Here is a 17,017-nt window from a genome sequence, read left to right as displayed (position 1 = left end):
TTGGATCTAGCGCGGCTAAGCCGGCGGCCTTAATCTGTTTCACGTACTGCGCACACTCGCTGACTCCACATCGGATCTTTATCCCAGAAAGAAAGGACGGGCATGACATGTCTGCACGTCACTGGCTAGCCGCCTGCACTGCCCCTGTCGCGGTTGGTGCCGCGCTAGTATTCGGCACCGCTGTCGCCACGGCCGACGCGACCGATGACGCGTTCCTCGCCCAGATGCACAAGCTGGGATTTACCTGGCCAGCGGGCGACGATTCCGACATCGTCTCCATGGGTCACCAGATCTGCGCTGACCGCATGAGCGGCAAGACGCCGGACGCGATAGCCCAGGACATTCACACGACCTTGGGCGAAAAAGGCATTACGTTCGCGGACGTGACATCCATGGTTAGCGCCGCGGAATCAACGTATTGCTCGGATTAGCAAATTGCGGCCACCGCCAACTGTGGCCGTAAGATACAAATAACCTAGTTGTCCTTTTTCCTGGCACGCCCCGGCTCCCTCGAGGCGCGCAACCGCTCACTGAGTCGTGCAATTTATTCGGTGATCGCTGCGAAATCCACCCACAAGTGGCGGGGCCCGCGAAATATCTGATTGTGCCGATACGGAGGCGGGTCGACCACCAGCTTGGGGGACTGCACCCGCCGCAGGAAGATCTCCAAGGCGAGGTTGACCTCCAACCGAGCTAGCGGGCCACCCATGCACGTGTGGATCCCGCTGCCCCAACCGAAATGCTCGTTGTCCTCGCGCAGCGGGTCGAACCGATTCGGTTTGTCGAATCGCCGCGGATCCCGGTTGGCCGCGGCGTAAATCAGATGCACCGCCGAACCCGCGGGAATCACCGTTCCGCCGATCTCGATTTCATCGGTGGCGCTGCGGCTGGGGAAGAACTGCACCGCCGACTGCAGTCGCTGCACCTCTTCGATGGTGCGCGGAATCAACTCCGGGCGCTGGCGCACCAGATCCCACGAGCCGGGGTTTCGCAGCAGCGTCATCACACAGTTGGTGATGGTGTTGACCGTCGAGTCATGGCCGGCGACCAGCAACAGCAGGGCGTTGGCGGTTGTCTCTGGCACCGACATCGGACCATCGGGTCCGTCGTCGTGCAGGAGCTTGGACAACAAGCCCTCGCCGGGGGTCTTTGCATAGCTGCGCACCAGGTCGCCCAAATAGTCCGTCAATGCCGCGGTGCTGACCCGGCCTTTCTCGGCCAGCACCTGTCCCTCCTCGGTGTCCCCCTCGGGGCCGAGGTCGGCGCCCGCCATGAAATCGAAGATCCAGGCGTGGAATTTCGGCTCGTCCTCGATCGGCACGCCGAGGATTTTGCAGATCACGGCGACGGGTATGGGGTACGCAAAGTCCTCGACGACGTCTAGGCGGGTGCTACCGCGCGCGCTGGCCTGGCCCAGGAGGTCGTTGGCCAGCCGCACCACGAACGGCTCCATGCTTGGAATCAGATCGGGGGAGTGGGGCGGGGCGAAATGACGCATCACCTGCCGGCGGGCCCGGTCATGATCGGGCGGGTCGGAGACGATGATGCTGGCATCTTGTCCGTAGGCCTGCACGTGTTCGCTGCCCGGTTCGGGCTGGGGGGCTTCACCACCGAAACCCGAAGGGCTTCGGGTGATGTCGGAGCTGATCCGCGGGTCATGAGCCAGGGCGAGCAGTTCGCGGTAGCCCGTGACGACATAGGTCTTCTCGGCAACCTTGGCCACCGGCGTCTTGCGCAACTCGTCGAAATAGGGATAGGGGTTGGGGCGGTTCTCGAACTTCATCGCCTCGGCCCAAGCGGTTTCGGCATTCATCGCCATCTCCTCACATCCTCATGTCACCAGTTGCGCAGCAAGTCAGCCTCGGCGGGGCCGGAATTCGGCACCCCGCGAGGTCGGATCGTGTCCGGTCAGCACCACATCGGGCATTGCGGTCGGTTCGCGTGGGTCCGGGAACCGGGCCGGCATCGGCTCGCAACTGACGGGGCAGTCATAGCCCGGCGGGGGCGGCGGGAAGGGGGGCAGACTGCTCGATCAGGCTCGCGTAGTAGGGCAGCCACTTGCCGTGATCGAACGTGACCGCGCCGACGATGCGGCCGCGGTAGCCGTATGCGGCCGCGAAGCGACGTTGTTCGATCGATCCCTGGGTGAATACGATCTCGTCGCCGAATGAGCACACGCCGACACTCTTGATGTTGACGCCGAACTGCCCCGACCAGAAAGAGGGCAGCGGCAGGTGCGGGCGCCGACCCATTTCCAGGCTGATCATGTTGTTGGCTGCCACCTCGGCACCGAAAACAGCGTTGTCCCAATGCTCTTGAGACATGAATTCGTACTCGTAGAGCACATGCGGGGCCCGCGCTACGTCTCCGGCGACGAAGATGTTGTCGGTCACCACTCCGTTGATGTCGAATGCGCGGCAGCCCGCATCGCAGGCCCCCCCAGAACCCGCTTGCCAGTTGCGCGCCTTCGAGCCATTCGACGTTGCGGATCGAGCCCAGCGAGGCGACCACCACGTCCACGTCGAGCACGGTTCCATCGGAAAGGCGGGCCGCCCGGACGTGTCCTTCCGCGTCGCCCTCGAGGCCTTCTACGGCCACGCCGGTCCGCAGGTCGACTCCGGCTTCCAACTGCATCTTTGCCGCGATATCGCCGATCACGCCGCCAAGCGCACCGACCAGTGGCGCCTTGCCACGCTCGGCCACCGTCACCGGGAGATCGAGATCCCGGCACACCGAAGCGATCTCCGACCCGACAAAACCCGAGCCGACGATGAGCACCCGGCGTGGCCGCCGTTTCAAGGCCGCGGCCAGCTTCTCGGCGTCATCGCAAGTGCGCACCGTGAACAGACCCTCGAGCGCAGCCTCCTGCGGGTTGAACCAGGGGCGCGCCCGGGTTCCGGTAGCGATCAGCAACCGGTCGTACTCCACCCGTTCACCGTTGGCCAACAGCACCTGGCGGGTGGACCGGTCCAGACCCACCGCCGCCACGCCCAACCGCCACTGCGCGTCAACCGGACGCAGCCGGGGCAGCTTCGTGTGGTGTGCCGGCACCCAACCCTTGAGCACCTGCTTGGACAGCGGAGGCCGGTCGTAGGGTTCGTATTGCTCGTCTCCGATGATAGTGAGATGCCCCGCAAAACCCCTGTCCCGCAATGCTTCCGCAGCGCGCAGGCCAGCCAGCGAAGCGCCCACGATGACCACGCGTCCCTGGGCTTTGAAGGTGTCGACGAGTTGGCCGACCAACGACCCCGGGTTCATTTGGTGTCCCGATCTGCCGGCGGGTCCACCTCGAGGATGATCGCCTGCACCGGACACGACGCCGCCGCACGTAACACCCGCTGCCGCTGGGAGTCGTCGGGGTTGGGGTCATATGCCAGCGCTTCCTCGCCGACCAGCTTGAATACCTCGGGCGCCAGCGGGACGCACTGGGCGTAGCCCTGGCACTTGTTGAGATCGACCACCAATCGCATATCCCGACCCGTCGTCTCCGCCGCCTGGTGCCCTCGCGCGCAGAGACTACTGCGTCGCGGCCAACAAGCGCAGAAATAATCGCGATCGGTCCGCTTTACCTCGCACAAGCGGGTGGCCGGAGCGAGTCGATCGCGGCCCCAGACCGGTGCGGGAAGGCGAATCGCGGTGTGACCTGTGCGTAAAACCGGGGTGGGGAAGCGGGTATCTGGATAGTCTTACTCGCAACAACATCAAGGGTTGATGCGGAGGGGAGCGGCGTGTCGCTTCTGGTGGTGGCGCCCGAGTGGCTGACATCAGCGGCTGCAGAATTGCAGAGCATCGAATCGGCGCTGAACGCGGCGAATGCGGCAGCCGCCGTTCCGACCACGGGCCTGGCCGCCGCAGCGGCCGACGAGGTATCGACCGCGGTCGCGACGTTGTTTGCCGGATTAGGCCAGGAATACCAGGCGATCAGCACGCAGCTCAGCGCATTTCAACAGCAGTTTGCCCTGACCCTGAACTCATCGGCCGGGTCATACGCGGCCGCCGAGGCCCAGTCCGTGTCGGTACTGGACACGCTGGGACGCGACGTGTTCGGGGCAATCAATGCGCCCACCGAAGCGTTGCTCGGGCGTCCCCTGATCGGCAACGGAGCGAATGGGACCGCCACCAGCCCCAACGGGGAAGCCGGCGGGCTGCTCTTCGGCAACGGCGGCATTGGCTACTCCCAGACTGGGTCGGGGATAGTCGGCGGGGCCGGTGGTTCGGCCGGGCTGATCGGCAACGGTGGCGCTGGGGGCACCGGCGGTGCCGGCGCGACCGGTGGTGCCGGCGGCAACGGCGGATGGCTCTTCGGTAGCGGTGGAATCGGCGGGACGGGTGGCGCCAACGCCGGGGGCACCGGTGGGACAGGTGGACTCGGCGGCTCGGCGGGCCTGTTCGGTGGGGGCGGCAACGGCGGCGCCGGCGGCCTCGGCATCAGCGGGGATCTCGGAACGGGCGGTGCGGGCGGCACCGGTGGCTTCTTGCTGGGTGACTACGGGGTCAGCGGTGCGGGCGGTGACGGTCGTACCGTGCCGCTGGAGGTTGTCAACGTCACTGAACCGGTGGTCAACGTCAACGTCAACGGCGGACACAGCACCCCGGTTCTGATTGACACCGGATCCGCCGGACTGGTGATGCAAGTCAAGGATGTCGGCGGCCCACTGGGGCTACTGCGCATGGGGCTACCCAGCGGAATCAGCATGAGCGCCTACAGCGGGGGACTGACCTACCTATTCGCCACGTACCCCACCACGGTGGATTTCGGCAATGGAATCGTCACCTCGACCACCGGTGTCGACGTTGTCCTGTTCTCCATCCCGACGTCGCCGTACGCCTTGACGACTTGGCTCAACGCCTTGTGGAGCAATCCGTTGACCACCCCATTCGACGCATACTTCCAGTCCGCCGGTGTCGACGGCGTGCTCGGGGTCGGCCCCAACGCGGTGGGCCCGGGCCCCAGCATCCCGACTCAGGCGCTGGGCGGAGGCCTGGGTCAGGGGTTGCTCATCGACATGCAGGGCGGCGAGCTCGTGTTCGGCCCCAACCCGCTGACACCCAATTTCTCGGTGAGCGGAGCGCCGATATCCACCCTGTGGGTGTCGGTCAATGGCGGCGCGCCGGTCGCGGTTCCCTCGATCATCGATTCCGGCGGCGTGATGGGAACCATCCCATCCTCGGTGATCGGCTGCTCGACCCTGCCCGCCAACACCAACATCACCGTCTATACCGACTCCACGATGACCAACGAGGTCTACCACTACAGCACGAACGACTACCAGCCGACGGTGATTTCGTCGGGCCTGATGAACACCGGGTTCCTGCCCTTCTGGATGCAGCCGGTGTATATCGACTACAGCCCGGCCGGTACCGGGACGACGGTCTTCAACAACCCGTAGTGGCCTCAGACGATCAACGCGGCCCCGTGCCGCGGCGGCAAGTTCAGTTGAGCTTGCCGGCCGCGAATGAGGCCGCTTGGTCGGTCATCCCGGCCTGAATGTAGGAGACGTGCGCCATGATGTTGCCGCCGCCGGTACAGATCGGGTCATCGGCGGCACACAAGTTGATCGTCTTGGCGCCATAGAGCGGGTTGATCGTCGGCAGCGGTTGACCGCCCCACAACATGCTCGAGAATCCACTCGACGGCTCACCGAACAGGGCGACCGCCGCGACGTTATCGGCCACCGTCGACGGCATCGCGGTGCTGGCCAGATCGATTACCGTCGCCCCCTGCGAGTACCCGCCGAGCACGATCTTGGTGTTCGGGCAGTTGGCGACGGCGCCCTGGATGTGCGCGCTGGCATCGTCGGAACCGAGCGACGCGCTGGTGTGGTAGTCGTCGTTGGCCGGGTAGTTGACCGCGTACACGTCCACTGAGCGCCCGCCGACCTGCGAGGTCAGCGAATCGACGAAAGCCTGCCCGATGTTGCCGAGACCGGGTTCCTGGTGGGTGCCCCGGGCGAAAACCACCGCGACGTCGGAGCACGGGTCGGCAGTGGCGGACGGACTGTAGATGGGTGCGCTCAGCACTCCCAAAGCCACCACCGCGGCACCAAGGATGCGAGCAAAACTGCGTGCGATCATTCCCAAATGCTTACATATCGGCGGCGGGGGTGCCGGTGGGGTCGGAGCTTCCGCACGTCAGGGCCCTAACTGCCGGTGCTGATGCCAGCGCCGTCAATGCGTTGTCAGCGCAGTCCGATGGCGGCCAGGCCCCGTTGGCCGGGGACCACGGCCGCGTCGGTGATCAGGTGGAAGTGTTCCAGGCCGGGGATATGGGTGTGGACTGCGGTGACCCCGTTGGAGCTGGTGTGTAGGTGCCGGAAGTAGGCAGTGAAGCCGCGCGAGTGCAACATCTGCAGCAACTGCTGTAGGTGCTCGTCTGGGGTGGACGCCACGAGGGTGTCGATAAATCCCGTCGCGGACATGGAGGTGGCGAACCTGCTGAGATCGAGCGCCATGGCGGCCTGTAACCCCGGATAGTCAGCCAGTTGACTTATCGCCAGCACACGTTTGGCGGCCTGGCCGGCTCCGGCCCGCTCTTGTTCGAGCTGGACTTGAACCAGCTCGGTTAGGGCCCGATAGACCGAATAGTGCCGCGACAGCGAGGCTCCGCTGCCCAGCAAATACCGGCCTCGGGAACCGGGGGAGTACGCCAAGGTGCTGGGTACTCCCAAGTCGGTGGTGATGTCGATGAGCCAGACCTGGCGGCCGATTCGGTTTTGAACCCGGCGCAGCAGCTCCAGCAGCTCGTTCGGCAAAGTTTCGGTTGCCAGCGCGACCGGCGCATCGGGTTCCTCGGCAAGAAACGTTTTGGCCAGAAACAACGACAATGCGTCGCGCTCGATGGCCTCGTTTATCGCGTGCACGGTGGCTTCGGTGCGGCTCGTGCCGATCGCCGAACCGTTGTTGGACGAATAGCGCGCCACCGCTGTGTAGTCCGCGGTGTCGCCCACCTCGGCACGCCGTTCGGCGGTGGCCGCCTCCGCCCACCATGGATTGGACAGGAACTGCGGTATGGCCAAAGTGTCGCTGCCGTCGATGGTTTGATATCGCCGGCAGGCGATGTGGTTGTCGGGCTGGTCGGCGAGGATGGCCGCGTACGCTTCGCCGGATAGCGCCGAGTGCGCGATTTGCCCGCAGGGCAGTAACTCGATATTGAACGGGGTCAAGCTCTCTCGATGGATCAGGTAGTGCTCGAGCGCTTCGTAGAGGGCACCGACGCGCGCTTCGGCGACTTGGCCCTTGCCGAACCCGATGCCCTGCCGGGCTTGGCTATTGGTGTCGAACAACTCGCAGTGCCACGCGGTGGGGTCACCCCCGTAGTAGCGGAACTGCGCCGTCAGGCCTAGCTCTTCGAGCAAACCCATCCCGTGGGCCTCGGACTCGGTAAGCGGTAGCTGTCGCTCACCGTGCTGGTGTCGGACGTTGGCCGCGCTAGCTGCGATGGTCAACACTTGTCTTGCCCCAATGCATCGTGTTCACAGGAGATCTCCGACCTCCGAAGGGAGGCGCCTTTCCGGGCCCAGGTGTGCGAGCCCCTGAAATTCCGCCTGGAAAGGCGCGGTACGCGCTTTGAAACTTAGGTGCACAGCAACTTCAGCACGGCCTGCTCAGCCGGCGTCAGCTTCGCCTCCGCGTCATCTACGGGCCGGAGCCAAGGCGATCGGGTTGGCCGAACTTTCATCCTCATCATCAATCTCCCTTCGGTGTATACCATACCCCCCTAGGGTAGTAGTAGGGCCTGCCACTTATCCGGGTCAACCTCCACGGGAGGTGAAGTTTGTTGTCAATTACCTGTGTGGATACCCGTGCACAGCGGAGCGCTCGTCGCATCGAGCAACTTTACTCCACCGATGCGCAATTCGCCGCCGCCCGGCCCAGTACGACGGTCGGTATCGCAATCAGCAAGTCCGGGTTGGGATTACGACAGATCATTCAAACGGTGATGGACGGATACCCGCAACGTCCGGCACTTGGGCAGCGGGCGACGCGCGTTGTTACCGATCCGAATACCGGGCGTAGCTCGGCGCAGCTGTTGGCGGAGTTCGAGACCATCACCTACCGGGAGTTGTGGAACCGCACCAATGCATTGACCAACGCATTCGCCGCCGAGGCACTTGCGGATCGCGGTCAGCGGGTCTGTGTGCTGGGATTCGCGAGCATCGACTACGCCACCATCGACTTGGCGCTGACGTTGCTCGGCGCGGTATCGGTTCCGTTGCCGACGAATGCGGCCCGCGCCCAGCTGTGCCATATCGTCTCCGAGACCCAGCCCAGCCTGATCGCCTCGAGTACCGAAAACCTGCCCGATGCAATCTCTTTAGTGCTGTCGCACGGCGCACCACACCGGGTGGTGGTGTTCGACTACCGCCCCGAACTCGACGCACACCGCGAAGCCCTCGAAGCCGCTCGCGCGCGCCTGGCCGCCATCCCGGTGACCGTCGAAAAGCTCACCGCCATCATCGCGCGCGGTCGAACGGTGCGGCCGGCCGAGGCCGATTGCGGCGCCCAGTCCGCTGATGCACCGGCGCTTTTGATCTATACCTCCGGAAGCACCGGGGCACCCAAGGGCGTCGTCTACACCCGCAACCGGGTGGCGGACTTCTGGCGTACCTCGAAAGCCGAGGTCGAACCGACCGAACAACGAACCGCTCCTTCGATCACCCTCAACTTCATGCCGATGAGCCACGCGAACGGCCGCCAGGTGCTCTACGGGACGCTGTCCAACGGCGGCACCGCGTATTTCACGGCCCGCAGCGACCTCTCGACGCTCTTCGATGATCTCGCGTTGGTCCGGCCCACCGAATTGGGCTTTCCACCGCGCATTTGGGACATGCTGTTGGAGAGGTTTGGGCGCGAAGTCGACCGTCGGCTCGGGGACGGCACAGCCGAGGGCGCCGACCCGGGCGCGCTGAAGGCTCGCGTGGCGGCCGACCTACGCCAGGTGCTGCTCGGCGGACGGTATGCGCTGGCGATGATGGGCTCCGCGCCAATCTCCGAGCAGATGAAAGCATCCGTCGAATCCCTGCTCGATCTGGACGTCATGGAGGGCTATGGCTCCACGGAAGCCGGAACGGTCATCATCAACAACGAGGTTCAGCGTCCCCAGGTGATCGACTACAAGCTGGTCGACGTTGCGGAACTGGGCTATTTCCTTACCGACCGGCCATATCCGCGAGGCGAACTGCTGGTCAAAACGCGGACACTGTTTTCCGGCTACTACCGGGACCCCGAAGACGGCGCCCAGGTCTTCGACCCGGACGGCTTCTACCGGACCGGTGACATCATGGCCCAAGTCGGCCCCGATCGGCTCGCCTACCTCGACCGGCGCAACAACGTGCTGAAGCTGTCGCAGGGGGAGTTCGTCGCGGTCTCGCGACTAGAAGCAATATTTGCCAATAGCCCGTTGGTCCGGCAGATCTTCGTCTATGCCAACGGTGCTCGCGCCTACCCACTGGCGGTAGTCGTGCCCACCGAGGACGCACAGTCGCGCCACGGTCGCGCCGAACTCAAGGCCGAGCTCCATACATCGCTGCACCGCGTTGCCATGTCGGCCGGTCTGGCACCCTACGAGATCCCACGCGACTTCATTGTCGAGACAACCCCCTTCACACCGCAGAACGGCCTGCTCACCGCAATCCACAAGCTGGCCCGGCCGCACCTCACGCAGCGCTATGGCGCACGTCTGGAGCTGCTGTACGCCGAGCTGGCCGACAGCCAGACCCGCCGGCTGCACCGATTGCGCCAAACCGGTGGGCGGCTGCCGGCGCTCGAGACCATCAGGCGTGCCGCCGGGGCGCTGTTGGGCACGGCGACCACCGAGCCGCGGCCCGAGGCCCACTTCAAAGATCTGGGCGGGGATTCGGTATCGGCGGTGACGTTCTCCAACCTGCTATACGACATCTACGGTTTCGATGTTCCGGTCGGTGTGATCCTCGGCCCGGCAACCGATTTGCGGGCGCTGGCCAGCCACGTCGAGAGCCGGCGCGGTGCCGGATGGTCGGGGCCCAGCTTCGCGTCGGTGCACGCGCCGCGGGCGACCTCGGTACACGCCGGCGACCTGAAACTGGCCAAGTTCCTGGACACCAAGACGCTCGCAGCTGCCACGAGCCTGCCCGCTGCCGATGCCCGGGCGCGGACGGTGCTACTCACCGGCGCAACCGGATTCCTGGGACGCTACCTGGTGCTGGAATGGCTGCGCCGGTTGCGGGCCGTCGGCGGCAAGCTGATCTGTCTGGTGCGAGCCGCGTCCGACGAACAAGCCCGGGTTCGGCTGGATACGGCCTTCGATAGCGGCGATCCGCGGCTGCCCGAGCACTTTCGGCAGCTCGCTGTCGACCGCCTGGAGGTCATCGCCGGCGATAAGAGCGAACCAGGTCTCGGTCTGGACGGCCCAACCTGGCAGCGACTGGCCGACACGGTCGACCTGATCGTCGACCCCGCCACGCTGGTCAACCACGTGCTGTCGTACCGGCAGCTGTTCGCCTCCAACGTGGCGGGCACCGCCGAGTTGCTCCGCCTCGCACTCACCACCAAACGCAAGCCCTATGCCTACGTCTCGACCGTCAGCGTGGCCAACCAGATCGAACCGTCCGCATTCACCGAAGACGCCGACATCCGGGAGATCAGCCGCACCCGAACCATCGATGACAGCTATGCCAACGGCTACACCACCAGCAAGTGGGCCAGCGAGGTGTTGTTACGTGAGGCTCACGATCTGTGCGGACTGCCGGTCACGGTCTTTCGTTGCGACATGATCCTGGCGGACACCAGCTACGCCGGCCAGCTCAACCTCGCCGATACCTTCACCCGGCTGATGCTCAGTGTGGCGGCCACCGGGATCGCGCCCGCCTCGTTCTACCGGCTGGGCCCCGACGGCAAACGCCAGCCCGCCCACTTCGACGGATTGCCCGTCGAATTCATCGCCGAGGCGGTGGCCACCCTGGGGGCGCGGCGCCACGACGGGTTCCAGGTCCACCATGTGGCGAATCCGCACCACGACGGCGTTGGGTTGGACGAGTACGTCGACTGGCTAGTCGATGCCGGTTGCCCCATCCGGCGCATTCCCGACTATGGCGAGTGGCTGAGTCGATTCGAGACGGCGCTGCACGCGCTGCCGGATCGCAAGCGTCGTCATTCACTGCTTCCGCTGCTGCAGAACTATCGAGAACCCGCCGAGCCGATCCGGGGCGGCATCGCGCCCGCACCACGGTTTCGCGGTGCGGTACGGCAGGCGAAAATCGGCCGCGACAACGACATTCCCCATGTCGGCCCGGCGATCATCGCCAAGTACGCCAGCGACCTGCAGCTTCTCGGCCTGGCTTGAGCGGCGAGCGCCGGGGCGAACCGGCAAATGGCGCCGTGCTCAGCGCCACTTGATGCCGCAGCCGATCGACGGCCGCTGATCGGGCTGCACCGCACGCCCCGCCAAGATGGCATCGACGGCGGCCCGGATGTCGGCGGCCGTCACCGGCAGGTCGTTGCGTGGGCGTGAGTCATCGAGTTGGCCACGGTAGACGAGTCGGCGCTCGCCATCGAACACGAAGGTGTCGGGTGTGCAGGCCGCGGAGAAGGCGCGGGCGACGTCCTGGCTTTCGTCGTAGAGGTAGGGAAACGTCCACCCGTGCCGGCGAGCCTCGGCGGCCATCTGGTCCGGCCCGTCCTGGGGGTAGGTGACCGCGTCGTTGCTGGAGATGCCGACCATCGGCACACCCTGATCCGCCAGATCACGACCGAGCTGCGCGAGCCCGGCGGCGACGTGCTGGACATAGGGGCAGTGGTTGCAGATGAAGGTGGCGACAAGCGCAGGACCGGTCAGCTCCTCGAGACTGACCGTGGCTCCGGTGGCCGGGTTGGGCAGTGAGAAGTGCGGTGCGGGGGTGCCCAGGGCAAGCATGGTGGATTCGATAGCCATGTCCGCCAGCGTAGGGCCAAGGGCGTAGCGCGCCACAGGGTTGCCGCGCCGCGGGTTCACGGATCCGATGCCCGGCGGATGGTCGCAATTCGGGTCCGGCGACCGGTTCCTACCGGAACGCTCGATTGCCGTATCTGTCCAGCGAAACGATCTCTGCGACGGGCCGGCGCGTGGTGGGCCCGTACTTACCGATCGGCCATCCAAGCGGCACCACCGCGCATGGCGTCACGTTCCACGGAAGGCCCAACGCACGCCGCGCCAGCACCGTGCTCCACAGCGGCACGGTGATCAGCCCCGCGCCCAGTCCCGCCGCACGCGCGGCCAGTAAGAGGTTCTGCACGGCGGGATAGATGGAACCGTAGGCGCTGCTGGTCGATATCCGCGGCCAGGGCGCGATGACGCCCCTGAGGCAGGCCACCACGACAACCGGGATTTCTTCGAAGTGGTCCGCCTGCCATTGCACGGCCTTCTGCAGCCGCAGCATCTTCTCGTCGCCTCGGCGCGCGATGGAACGCCGGTAGATCGGGCCGAACAGTTGCATGGCGCGGCGATTGAGGCGGCCCAGTTTGGCGACCACCTCGCGGTCCTTGACGACGATGAACTCCCAATTCTGCGCGTTGGAACCGGTCGGCGCCTTCATGGCCAGCTCCAGTAGATGCAGTACCAGCGAGTTGTCTACCGGGTCGCTCTTGAGCCGTCGAATCGACCGTTGTGTGCGCATCGCGTCTTCCAGCGGCATGGTCAAAGGCTCTGCCTGCGTCATAACCCCGATTCCAGCACAACCAAGCCCCGGTAGCCGAGCATGCCGGAGCGATTGGGTGCGGTCTCGACGCCGCGCCCAATAATGATTAGGCTCCTAACTATGTCCGGGACGCGCAAGGTTCCTCAGCTGCCGCAGCCGATCGAGACCACCAGGCAAGAGACGCTGAAATGGGTCGCCGCGTCCGCACCCGGACTCGCCGTCGACGACGCGGAACTGGGCACCGCGTTGTTTGCCGGTTCGGTTCGGCTGGTGCGGACCGTCGAAAGCCACCTGCAGCGGTACGGCCTGTCGTCCGGCCGGTTCGCGGTGCTCATCACATTGGGCGCGGCGCCAGAGGGCCGCCATACGCCCTCGGCGATCGCCGAACGCATCGCCGTACGACGACCCACCGTGACCGGGATCGTGAACGGATTGGAAAGCGCCGGACTGGTGCGCAGGAGCGCCGATCCGACAAGCCGGCGCAATCAGCTGGTGGAACTGACCGAGCGGGGGCGCCGGCTCGTCGCAGAAATCGCGCCCGACCATTTTGGGCGGTTAGCCGCGGCGATGGGGGAGTTCACGCCGGCCGAACGGGACACTCTGCGCGCCGCGATGGGCCTGCTGGACCGATTCGGTGAAGTCCTGCTCGACGAAAGGGATGCATGATGCTCGCGCTGCTCTACGTTCTGGCCCTGGTCGCACTCGTCGTCAGCACCGGCGCGTTCTATCTGACGCTCATCCCGGCTTTTCCCGCCCCCTGGGTCTACTACCACTACCGGGTGCGTAAGCCTGCGGTGTGGACTTTGTTCGCCGTGGGCGTTCTCGTCGTCGGGTGGGCGGCCCTTCGGCAGGGGACGTTTCCACTCGCCGCGCTGTGGCCTCTGCTGCTATTGGCGCTGGCAACGGTGTTCACCTACCGCCTGCACCAGGAGGTGGTGTTCCCCGCGGTGGACTTCCCGCCGATGGCACCGGATGCGCTGCGGCTGCCCCTGCACGACGACATGCAACTGGCCCTGATCGAGTACCAGGGAGTCAGCAAGGCGTACCCGCTCGACTATGTGATCCACCACCACATCGTCAACGACCGCTTCGGCGAGGCCACCGTTTCGCTGACGTACTGCGCCATGTGTCGCAGCATCATTCCGTTCGACGTCACCGACATCGGACCGCTGTTCGTCGGCTCCTTCAAGAACGCCAACATGATCGTCGCGGACCGGCGCACCAAGACGTTCTTCCAACAGGGCACCTTCAGCTCGATCGTCGGCCCGCTGCATCCGCACACGCTGAACATGATTTCGTTTCAGATCCTTTCCTGGGCCGATGTGAAACAGCTCGAGCCGCTCCCACAGGTTGTCGACGTCACCGAGAAGGATCTGCGGCCGTTCGAGCTGCCCATCCACGGAGTGTGGCGGCGGATCCTCGCCAGCCAGGCCACACCGGGATTGCGGCGCGAGGACCGCGATCAGTCGATGCCAGCCCGCACCCGGGTCGTCGGCGTTCTGGAGTCCGCAGGCCGCCCGAGCCCGGTCTATGTCAAGGACAAGCTGCTCGAGCATGGCGTGGTGAAGGACCCGGAGACGGGCTGCTACCTAGTCGCGGTGCACGGTGCCGTCAACGGTTTCCGGGCCCGCGTCGATGGACACGACGTCGCTCTGAGCCTCGGTGCGGACCTGCTGCTGCACGACAAGACCAGCGCAACAACCTGGGACCTCACCGGACACCGTGTTCGCGGTCGGCTCAATGCGAACCTCACGCCCATCGCGGTCTCCGACGAGTACTGGTTTTCCTGGAAGTACGTTCACCCCGATACCCGGGTGATCGACGTCTGAGCGCTCCGCGCGGGGCCCGCCGCACGGAGAACCCCACCCCGGCGGTCGAGATTGGGCCGTCCGTCGATGTCGCACCGGACCTGCCCGCGGGCCAATGACAGGCCACGGGCCGCGGCAGCCACCCGGCTAGGCTTTCGAATATGCCGCTGAACGAAGGTGACATTTTCGCCGGATACGTCATTCAGCGGCTGCTCGGCACCGGCGGCATGGGTGAGGTCTACCTCGCCCAGCATCCCCGTCTGCCCCGTCTGGACGCCCTCAAGATCCTGTCCCTCGACGCCACCGACGACGACGAGTTCCGCGCCAGATTCACCCGTGAAGCCGAGCTCGCGGCCACACTGTGGTATCCGCACATCGTCGGCGTGCATGACCGCGGCGAGTTCGACGGCCGGCTGTGGATCTCGATGGACTATGTGGACGGTACCGACGCCCGCCACCTGGTGGAACAGCGCTACCGGTCCGGAATGCCGCTGGAAGACGTCATCGAGATCGTGACCGCGGTGGCCGAAGCGCTGGACTTTGCGCATGAGCGTCGCCTGCTGCACCGAGACGTCAAACCGGCGAATATCCTGGTCACAGAGCCATCCGAGAGCGCCCGGCGCCGGGTACTGCTGACCGATTTCGGTATCGCCCGCGAAATCGATGACAAGCACCGTCTGACCGAGGCCCAAATCGCCATCGGCACCGTGGCCTACGCAGCACCCGAACAGCTTACCGGTAAGCCGCTTGACGGTCGCGCCGACCAATACGCGCTGGCGGCGACGGCCTTCCACCTGCTGGCCGGTGTGCCACCCTTCGATCACTCGAATCGCGCCGTGGTGGTCGGCCAACACCTCAACATGCCTCCGCCCCGGATCTCCAAGCACCACCCCAAACTCGCGCACCTTGATGCCGCGTTCGCCAAGGCGCTGGCCAAGGATCCCGATGATCGGTATCCCCGGTGCATCGATTTCGCCAAGACTCTTGCCGCGGGGCCCGGCAGCATCGCCGAGCACCAGGCCCGCCGCGGCGCCACATCCACCGAGCCGTTCGACGTCAACGCGGAGATGTCGGCCGAAGCGTTAGAACCCGCACGTCCGTCCGGCACGGCCCCGTCGGCGCAAGCTCAGCCACACCCGTCAGAGGCAGGCGTGTCCACCGCTTCACTCGGTGCTGCCGACCAGCCCGGTGCCGGCAAGGCGCGTCACACCAAGCGGCTGGAGCGCATGACGGTGGACGGCACCGCCGTCTCGGTCCAGAAGCGACCGGCCGGACCCGAGCAGGATGAAGAAGTCTGGTTGTTCTGCGTGCAGCGCTACGAGTCGACCGGCGAACCACACACCGTCATTCCGGTCGAATTGCGCGGCACGTCAATCACCGGGCAACTCGCCAACGGCGACGCGGTCGGGGTCAGCGGAATCTGGGATGGCAGCACGCTGTTCGCCGATGCGGTCGTCAACTACACCGCCGCAAATCGGGGCCGACGGCGATCGTCGGCATTGAAGGTCGAGGGGGGCCTGAAAGAGGACGAGGCCAGCGCACCGGCCAGACCCCCCGGTTCGAAGTCACGCAAAGGCCGGGCCTTCGCAATCGTCGCGGCGCTGCTGGCGCTCGCGGCGATTGCGGTGGCCGCTGTCTTAACCCACGGGTTCGGGTTGTGGTCGACCAGCGAACCGGGCCCGGTGGTGAAAGCGCAGCAGGCCACCGTGTTCTCTCCGGGTGGTACACCCGATCATCCCGGGCAGGCCGGCCTCGCCATCGACGGCGACCCGAACTCGGCGTGGCCAACCGACACCTATGTCGATGCGACCCCGTTCCCCGCCTTCAAGCAGGGGGTGGGTCTGATACTGCGGCTTGCCAAGCCGACCGCGCTGAGCGAGGTGACCATCGACGTGCCCAGCACCGGGACCGAAGTGCAGATCCGTGCGGCCGGCAGCGCGACTCCGGCCAGCCTGTCCGACACCACTGCGCTGACGCCCAACGTGGCACTTCATCCGGGGCACAACCGCATCCGGGTGGACAGCACGACGAAAACGGCCAATGTGCTGGTGTGGATCAGCAAGCTGGGCACAACCAAGGGGGAGAGCCGTACCGCGATCTCCGACATCACGCTGCGCGCACGCTAATCCAGCACTCTCGCCCATGGCGGACCCGCCATGGCTATCTCGCCGATGAGCGCCCGCCGGCAGGACGGTTGAGAGCTGACCGGCGCTACTCGGCCTCGTCCGCCGGGCGCAGCACCGACGACAGTTGCAGTCTTCAGGTTGGTTTCAGATCGCCTCTGTATCAACACACATATGACAGGATTCGCGCACTTCACCGCAACGACTGCCCTAGTAATCGCCGGCTTCAGGGTAGTCGGTTCGGGTATGGCCACCGCTACCCAAGCCGGGGCAGCCATCGCCCAAGACAGCCCGAAAATTGAACTGTCCGGTCTTGCGGAGTTCGGTCCCCAAGGACCCAACCCGCGCGACCCCGGCCCAGGTTGGCCAGGCGGTCCGGGCGGACCCGGCGGACCCGGCGGACCCGGCGGACCCGGCGGACCCGGCATGGGCGAGC

The 17,017-nt window shown here is 65.6% G+C and carries 12 protein-coding genes and 1 pseudogene; 6 read left to right on the top strand and 7 right to left on the bottom strand.

Translation table 11 applies throughout. The features are described from left to right. Positions 1 to 107 precede the first annotated feature (107 nt). A complete protein-coding gene (locus tag MMSP_RS14965) occupies positions 108 to 431 on the top strand; it encodes a DUF732 domain-containing protein (protein WP_020725423.1) in 324 nt (107 codons plus the stop codon). 113 nt (positions 432 to 544) lie between these two features. Here MMSP_RS14965 and MMSP_RS14960 read toward each other — a convergent pair whose 3' ends face one another. The 3 genes and pseudogenes from MMSP_RS14960 to MMSP_RS14950 all read right to left on the bottom strand — a co-directional run bounded on the left by MMSP_RS14960 (position 545) and on the right by MMSP_RS14950 (position 3,470). Then, positions 545 to 1,813, bottom strand: coding sequence for a cytochrome P450 (locus MMSP_RS14960; RefSeq protein WP_232022531.1), 1,269 nt, complete (start codon positions 1,811 to 1,813; stop codon positions 545 to 547). 42 nt (positions 1,814 to 1,855) lie between these two features. Continuing rightward, positions 1,856 to 3,258, bottom strand: a pseudogene (locus tag MMSP_RS29860) (NAD(P)/FAD-dependent oxidoreductase). Further along, on the bottom strand, positions 3,255 to 3,470 hold the full coding sequence (locus MMSP_RS14950; RefSeq protein ID WP_015355775.1) for a ferredoxin: 216 nt from the start codon (positions 3,468 to 3,470) through the stop codon (positions 3,255 to 3,257). Before MMSP_RS14950 ends, MMSP_RS29860 begins: the two are co-directional and overlap by 4 nt. 258 nt (positions 3,471 to 3,728) lie before the next feature. Here MMSP_RS14950 and MMSP_RS14945 point away from each other — a divergent pair, with 258 nt between their 5' ends. Continuing rightward, positions 3,729 to 5,390, top strand: coding sequence for a PecA family PE domain-processing aspartic protease (locus MMSP_RS14945; protein WP_020787306.1), 1,662 nt, complete (start codon positions 3,729 to 3,731; stop codon positions 5,388 to 5,390). Between the two features lie 43 nt (positions 5,391 to 5,433). Here the strand turns inward: MMSP_RS14945 and MMSP_RS14940 are convergent, their stop codons facing one another. After that, positions 5,434 to 6,075, bottom strand: a complete 642-nt coding sequence (locus MMSP_RS14940; RefSeq protein WP_020787305.1) for a cutinase family protein — start codon at positions 6,073 to 6,075, stop codon at positions 5,434 to 5,436. Positions 6,076 to 6,179: 104 nt separating this feature from the next. Next, the gene (locus tag MMSP_RS14935; RefSeq protein ID WP_020787304.1) at positions 6,180 to 7,448 is read right to left on the bottom strand and encodes a YcaO-like family protein; all 1,269 of its coding nucleotides are present in this window, start codon (positions 7,446 to 7,448) and stop codon (positions 6,180 to 6,182) included. 344 nt (positions 7,449 to 7,792) lie between these two features. Here MMSP_RS14935 and car point away from each other — a divergent pair, with 344 nt between their 5' ends. Continuing rightward, positions 7,793 to 11,320, top strand: coding sequence for a carboxylic acid reductase (car, locus tag MMSP_RS14930; RefSeq protein WP_369797319.1), 3,528 nt, complete (start codon positions 7,793 to 7,795; stop codon positions 11,318 to 11,320). 39 nt (positions 11,321 to 11,359) lie between these two features. On the opposite strand, the gene MMSP_RS14925 is transcribed toward car, so the two are convergent. Both MMSP_RS14925 and MMSP_RS14920 read right to left on the bottom strand, forming a co-directional pair. Continuing rightward, positions 11,360 to 11,908, bottom strand: coding sequence for a thioredoxin family protein (locus tag MMSP_RS14925; RefSeq protein ID WP_036427296.1), 549 nt, complete (start codon positions 11,906 to 11,908; stop codon positions 11,360 to 11,362). A gap of 109 nt (positions 11,909 to 12,017) precedes the next feature. After that, on the bottom strand, positions 12,018 to 12,647 hold the full coding sequence (locus MMSP_RS14920) for a nitroreductase family protein (RefSeq protein ID WP_020787300.1): 630 nt from the start codon (positions 12,645 to 12,647) through the stop codon (positions 12,018 to 12,020). A gap of 123 nt (positions 12,648 to 12,770) precedes the next feature. On the opposite strand from MMSP_RS14920, the gene MMSP_RS14915 reads away from it, so the two are divergent. The 3 genes from MMSP_RS14915 to MMSP_RS14905 all read left to right on the top strand — a co-directional run bounded on the left by MMSP_RS14915 (position 12,771) and on the right by MMSP_RS14905 (position 16,584). Then, positions 12,771 to 13,316, top strand: a complete 546-nt coding sequence (locus tag MMSP_RS14915) for a MarR family winged helix-turn-helix transcriptional regulator (RefSeq protein WP_012394635.1) — start codon at positions 12,771 to 12,773, stop codon at positions 13,314 to 13,316. Next, positions 13,316 to 14,479, top strand: a complete 1,164-nt coding sequence (locus MMSP_RS14910; RefSeq protein WP_036427294.1) for a DUF3179 domain-containing protein — start codon at positions 13,316 to 13,318, stop codon at positions 14,477 to 14,479. Before MMSP_RS14915 ends, MMSP_RS14910 begins: the two co-directional genes overlap by 1 nt. Before the next feature lie 140 nt (positions 14,480 to 14,619). Then, the gene (locus tag MMSP_RS14905) at positions 14,620 to 16,584 is read left to right on the top strand and encodes a serine/threonine-protein kinase (protein ID WP_020787298.1); all 1,965 of its coding nucleotides are present in this window, start codon (positions 14,620 to 14,622) and stop codon (positions 16,582 to 16,584) included. Positions 16,585 to 17,017: the final 433 nt, after the last annotated feature.

Origin of the sequence: Mycobacterium sp. 012931 (assembly GCF_000419295.1) — a bacterium.
Classification (GTDB): Bacteria; Actinomycetota; Actinomycetes; order Mycobacteriales; family Mycobacteriaceae; genus Mycobacterium; species Mycobacterium marinum.
This window is presented reverse-complemented; position numbering and strand designations above follow the sequence as displayed.

What these genes read in the sequence shown, in the direction of transcription:
- MMSP_RS14965 (WP_020725423.1), top strand. Translation starts at nt 108, where the DNA reads ATGTCTGCACGTCACTGGCTAGCCGCCTGCACTGCCCCTGTCGCGGTT.
- MMSP_RS14960 (WP_232022531.1), bottom strand. Translation starts at nt 1,813, where the DNA reads ATGAATGCCGAAACCGCTTGGGCCGAGGCGATGAAGTTCGAGAACCGC.
- MMSP_RS14950 (WP_015355775.1), bottom strand. Translation starts at nt 3,470, where the DNA reads ATGCGATTGGTGGTCGATCTCAACAAGTGCCAGGGCTACGCCCAGTGC.
- MMSP_RS14940 (WP_020787305.1), bottom strand. Translation starts at nt 6,075, where the DNA reads ATGATCGCACGCAGTTTTGCTCGCATCCTTGGTGCCGCGGTGGTGGCT.
- MMSP_RS14925 (WP_036427296.1), bottom strand. Translation starts at nt 11,908, where the DNA reads ATGGCTATCGAATCCACCATGCTTGCCCTGGGCACCCCCGCACCGCAC.
- MMSP_RS14920 (WP_020787300.1), bottom strand. Translation starts at nt 12,647, where the DNA reads ATGCCGCTGGAAGACGCGATGCGCACACAACGGTCGATTCGACGGCTC.
- MMSP_RS14915 (WP_012394635.1), top strand. Translation starts at nt 12,771, where the DNA reads ATGTCCGGGACGCGCAAGGTTCCTCAGCTGCCGCAGCCGATCGAGACC.
- MMSP_RS14910 (WP_036427294.1), top strand. Translation starts at nt 13,316, where the DNA reads ATGCTCGCGCTGCTCTACGTTCTGGCCCTGGTCGCACTCGTCGTCAGC.
- MMSP_RS14905 (WP_020787298.1), top strand. Translation starts at nt 14,620, where the DNA reads ATGCCGCTGAACGAAGGTGACATTTTCGCCGGATACGTCATTCAGCGG.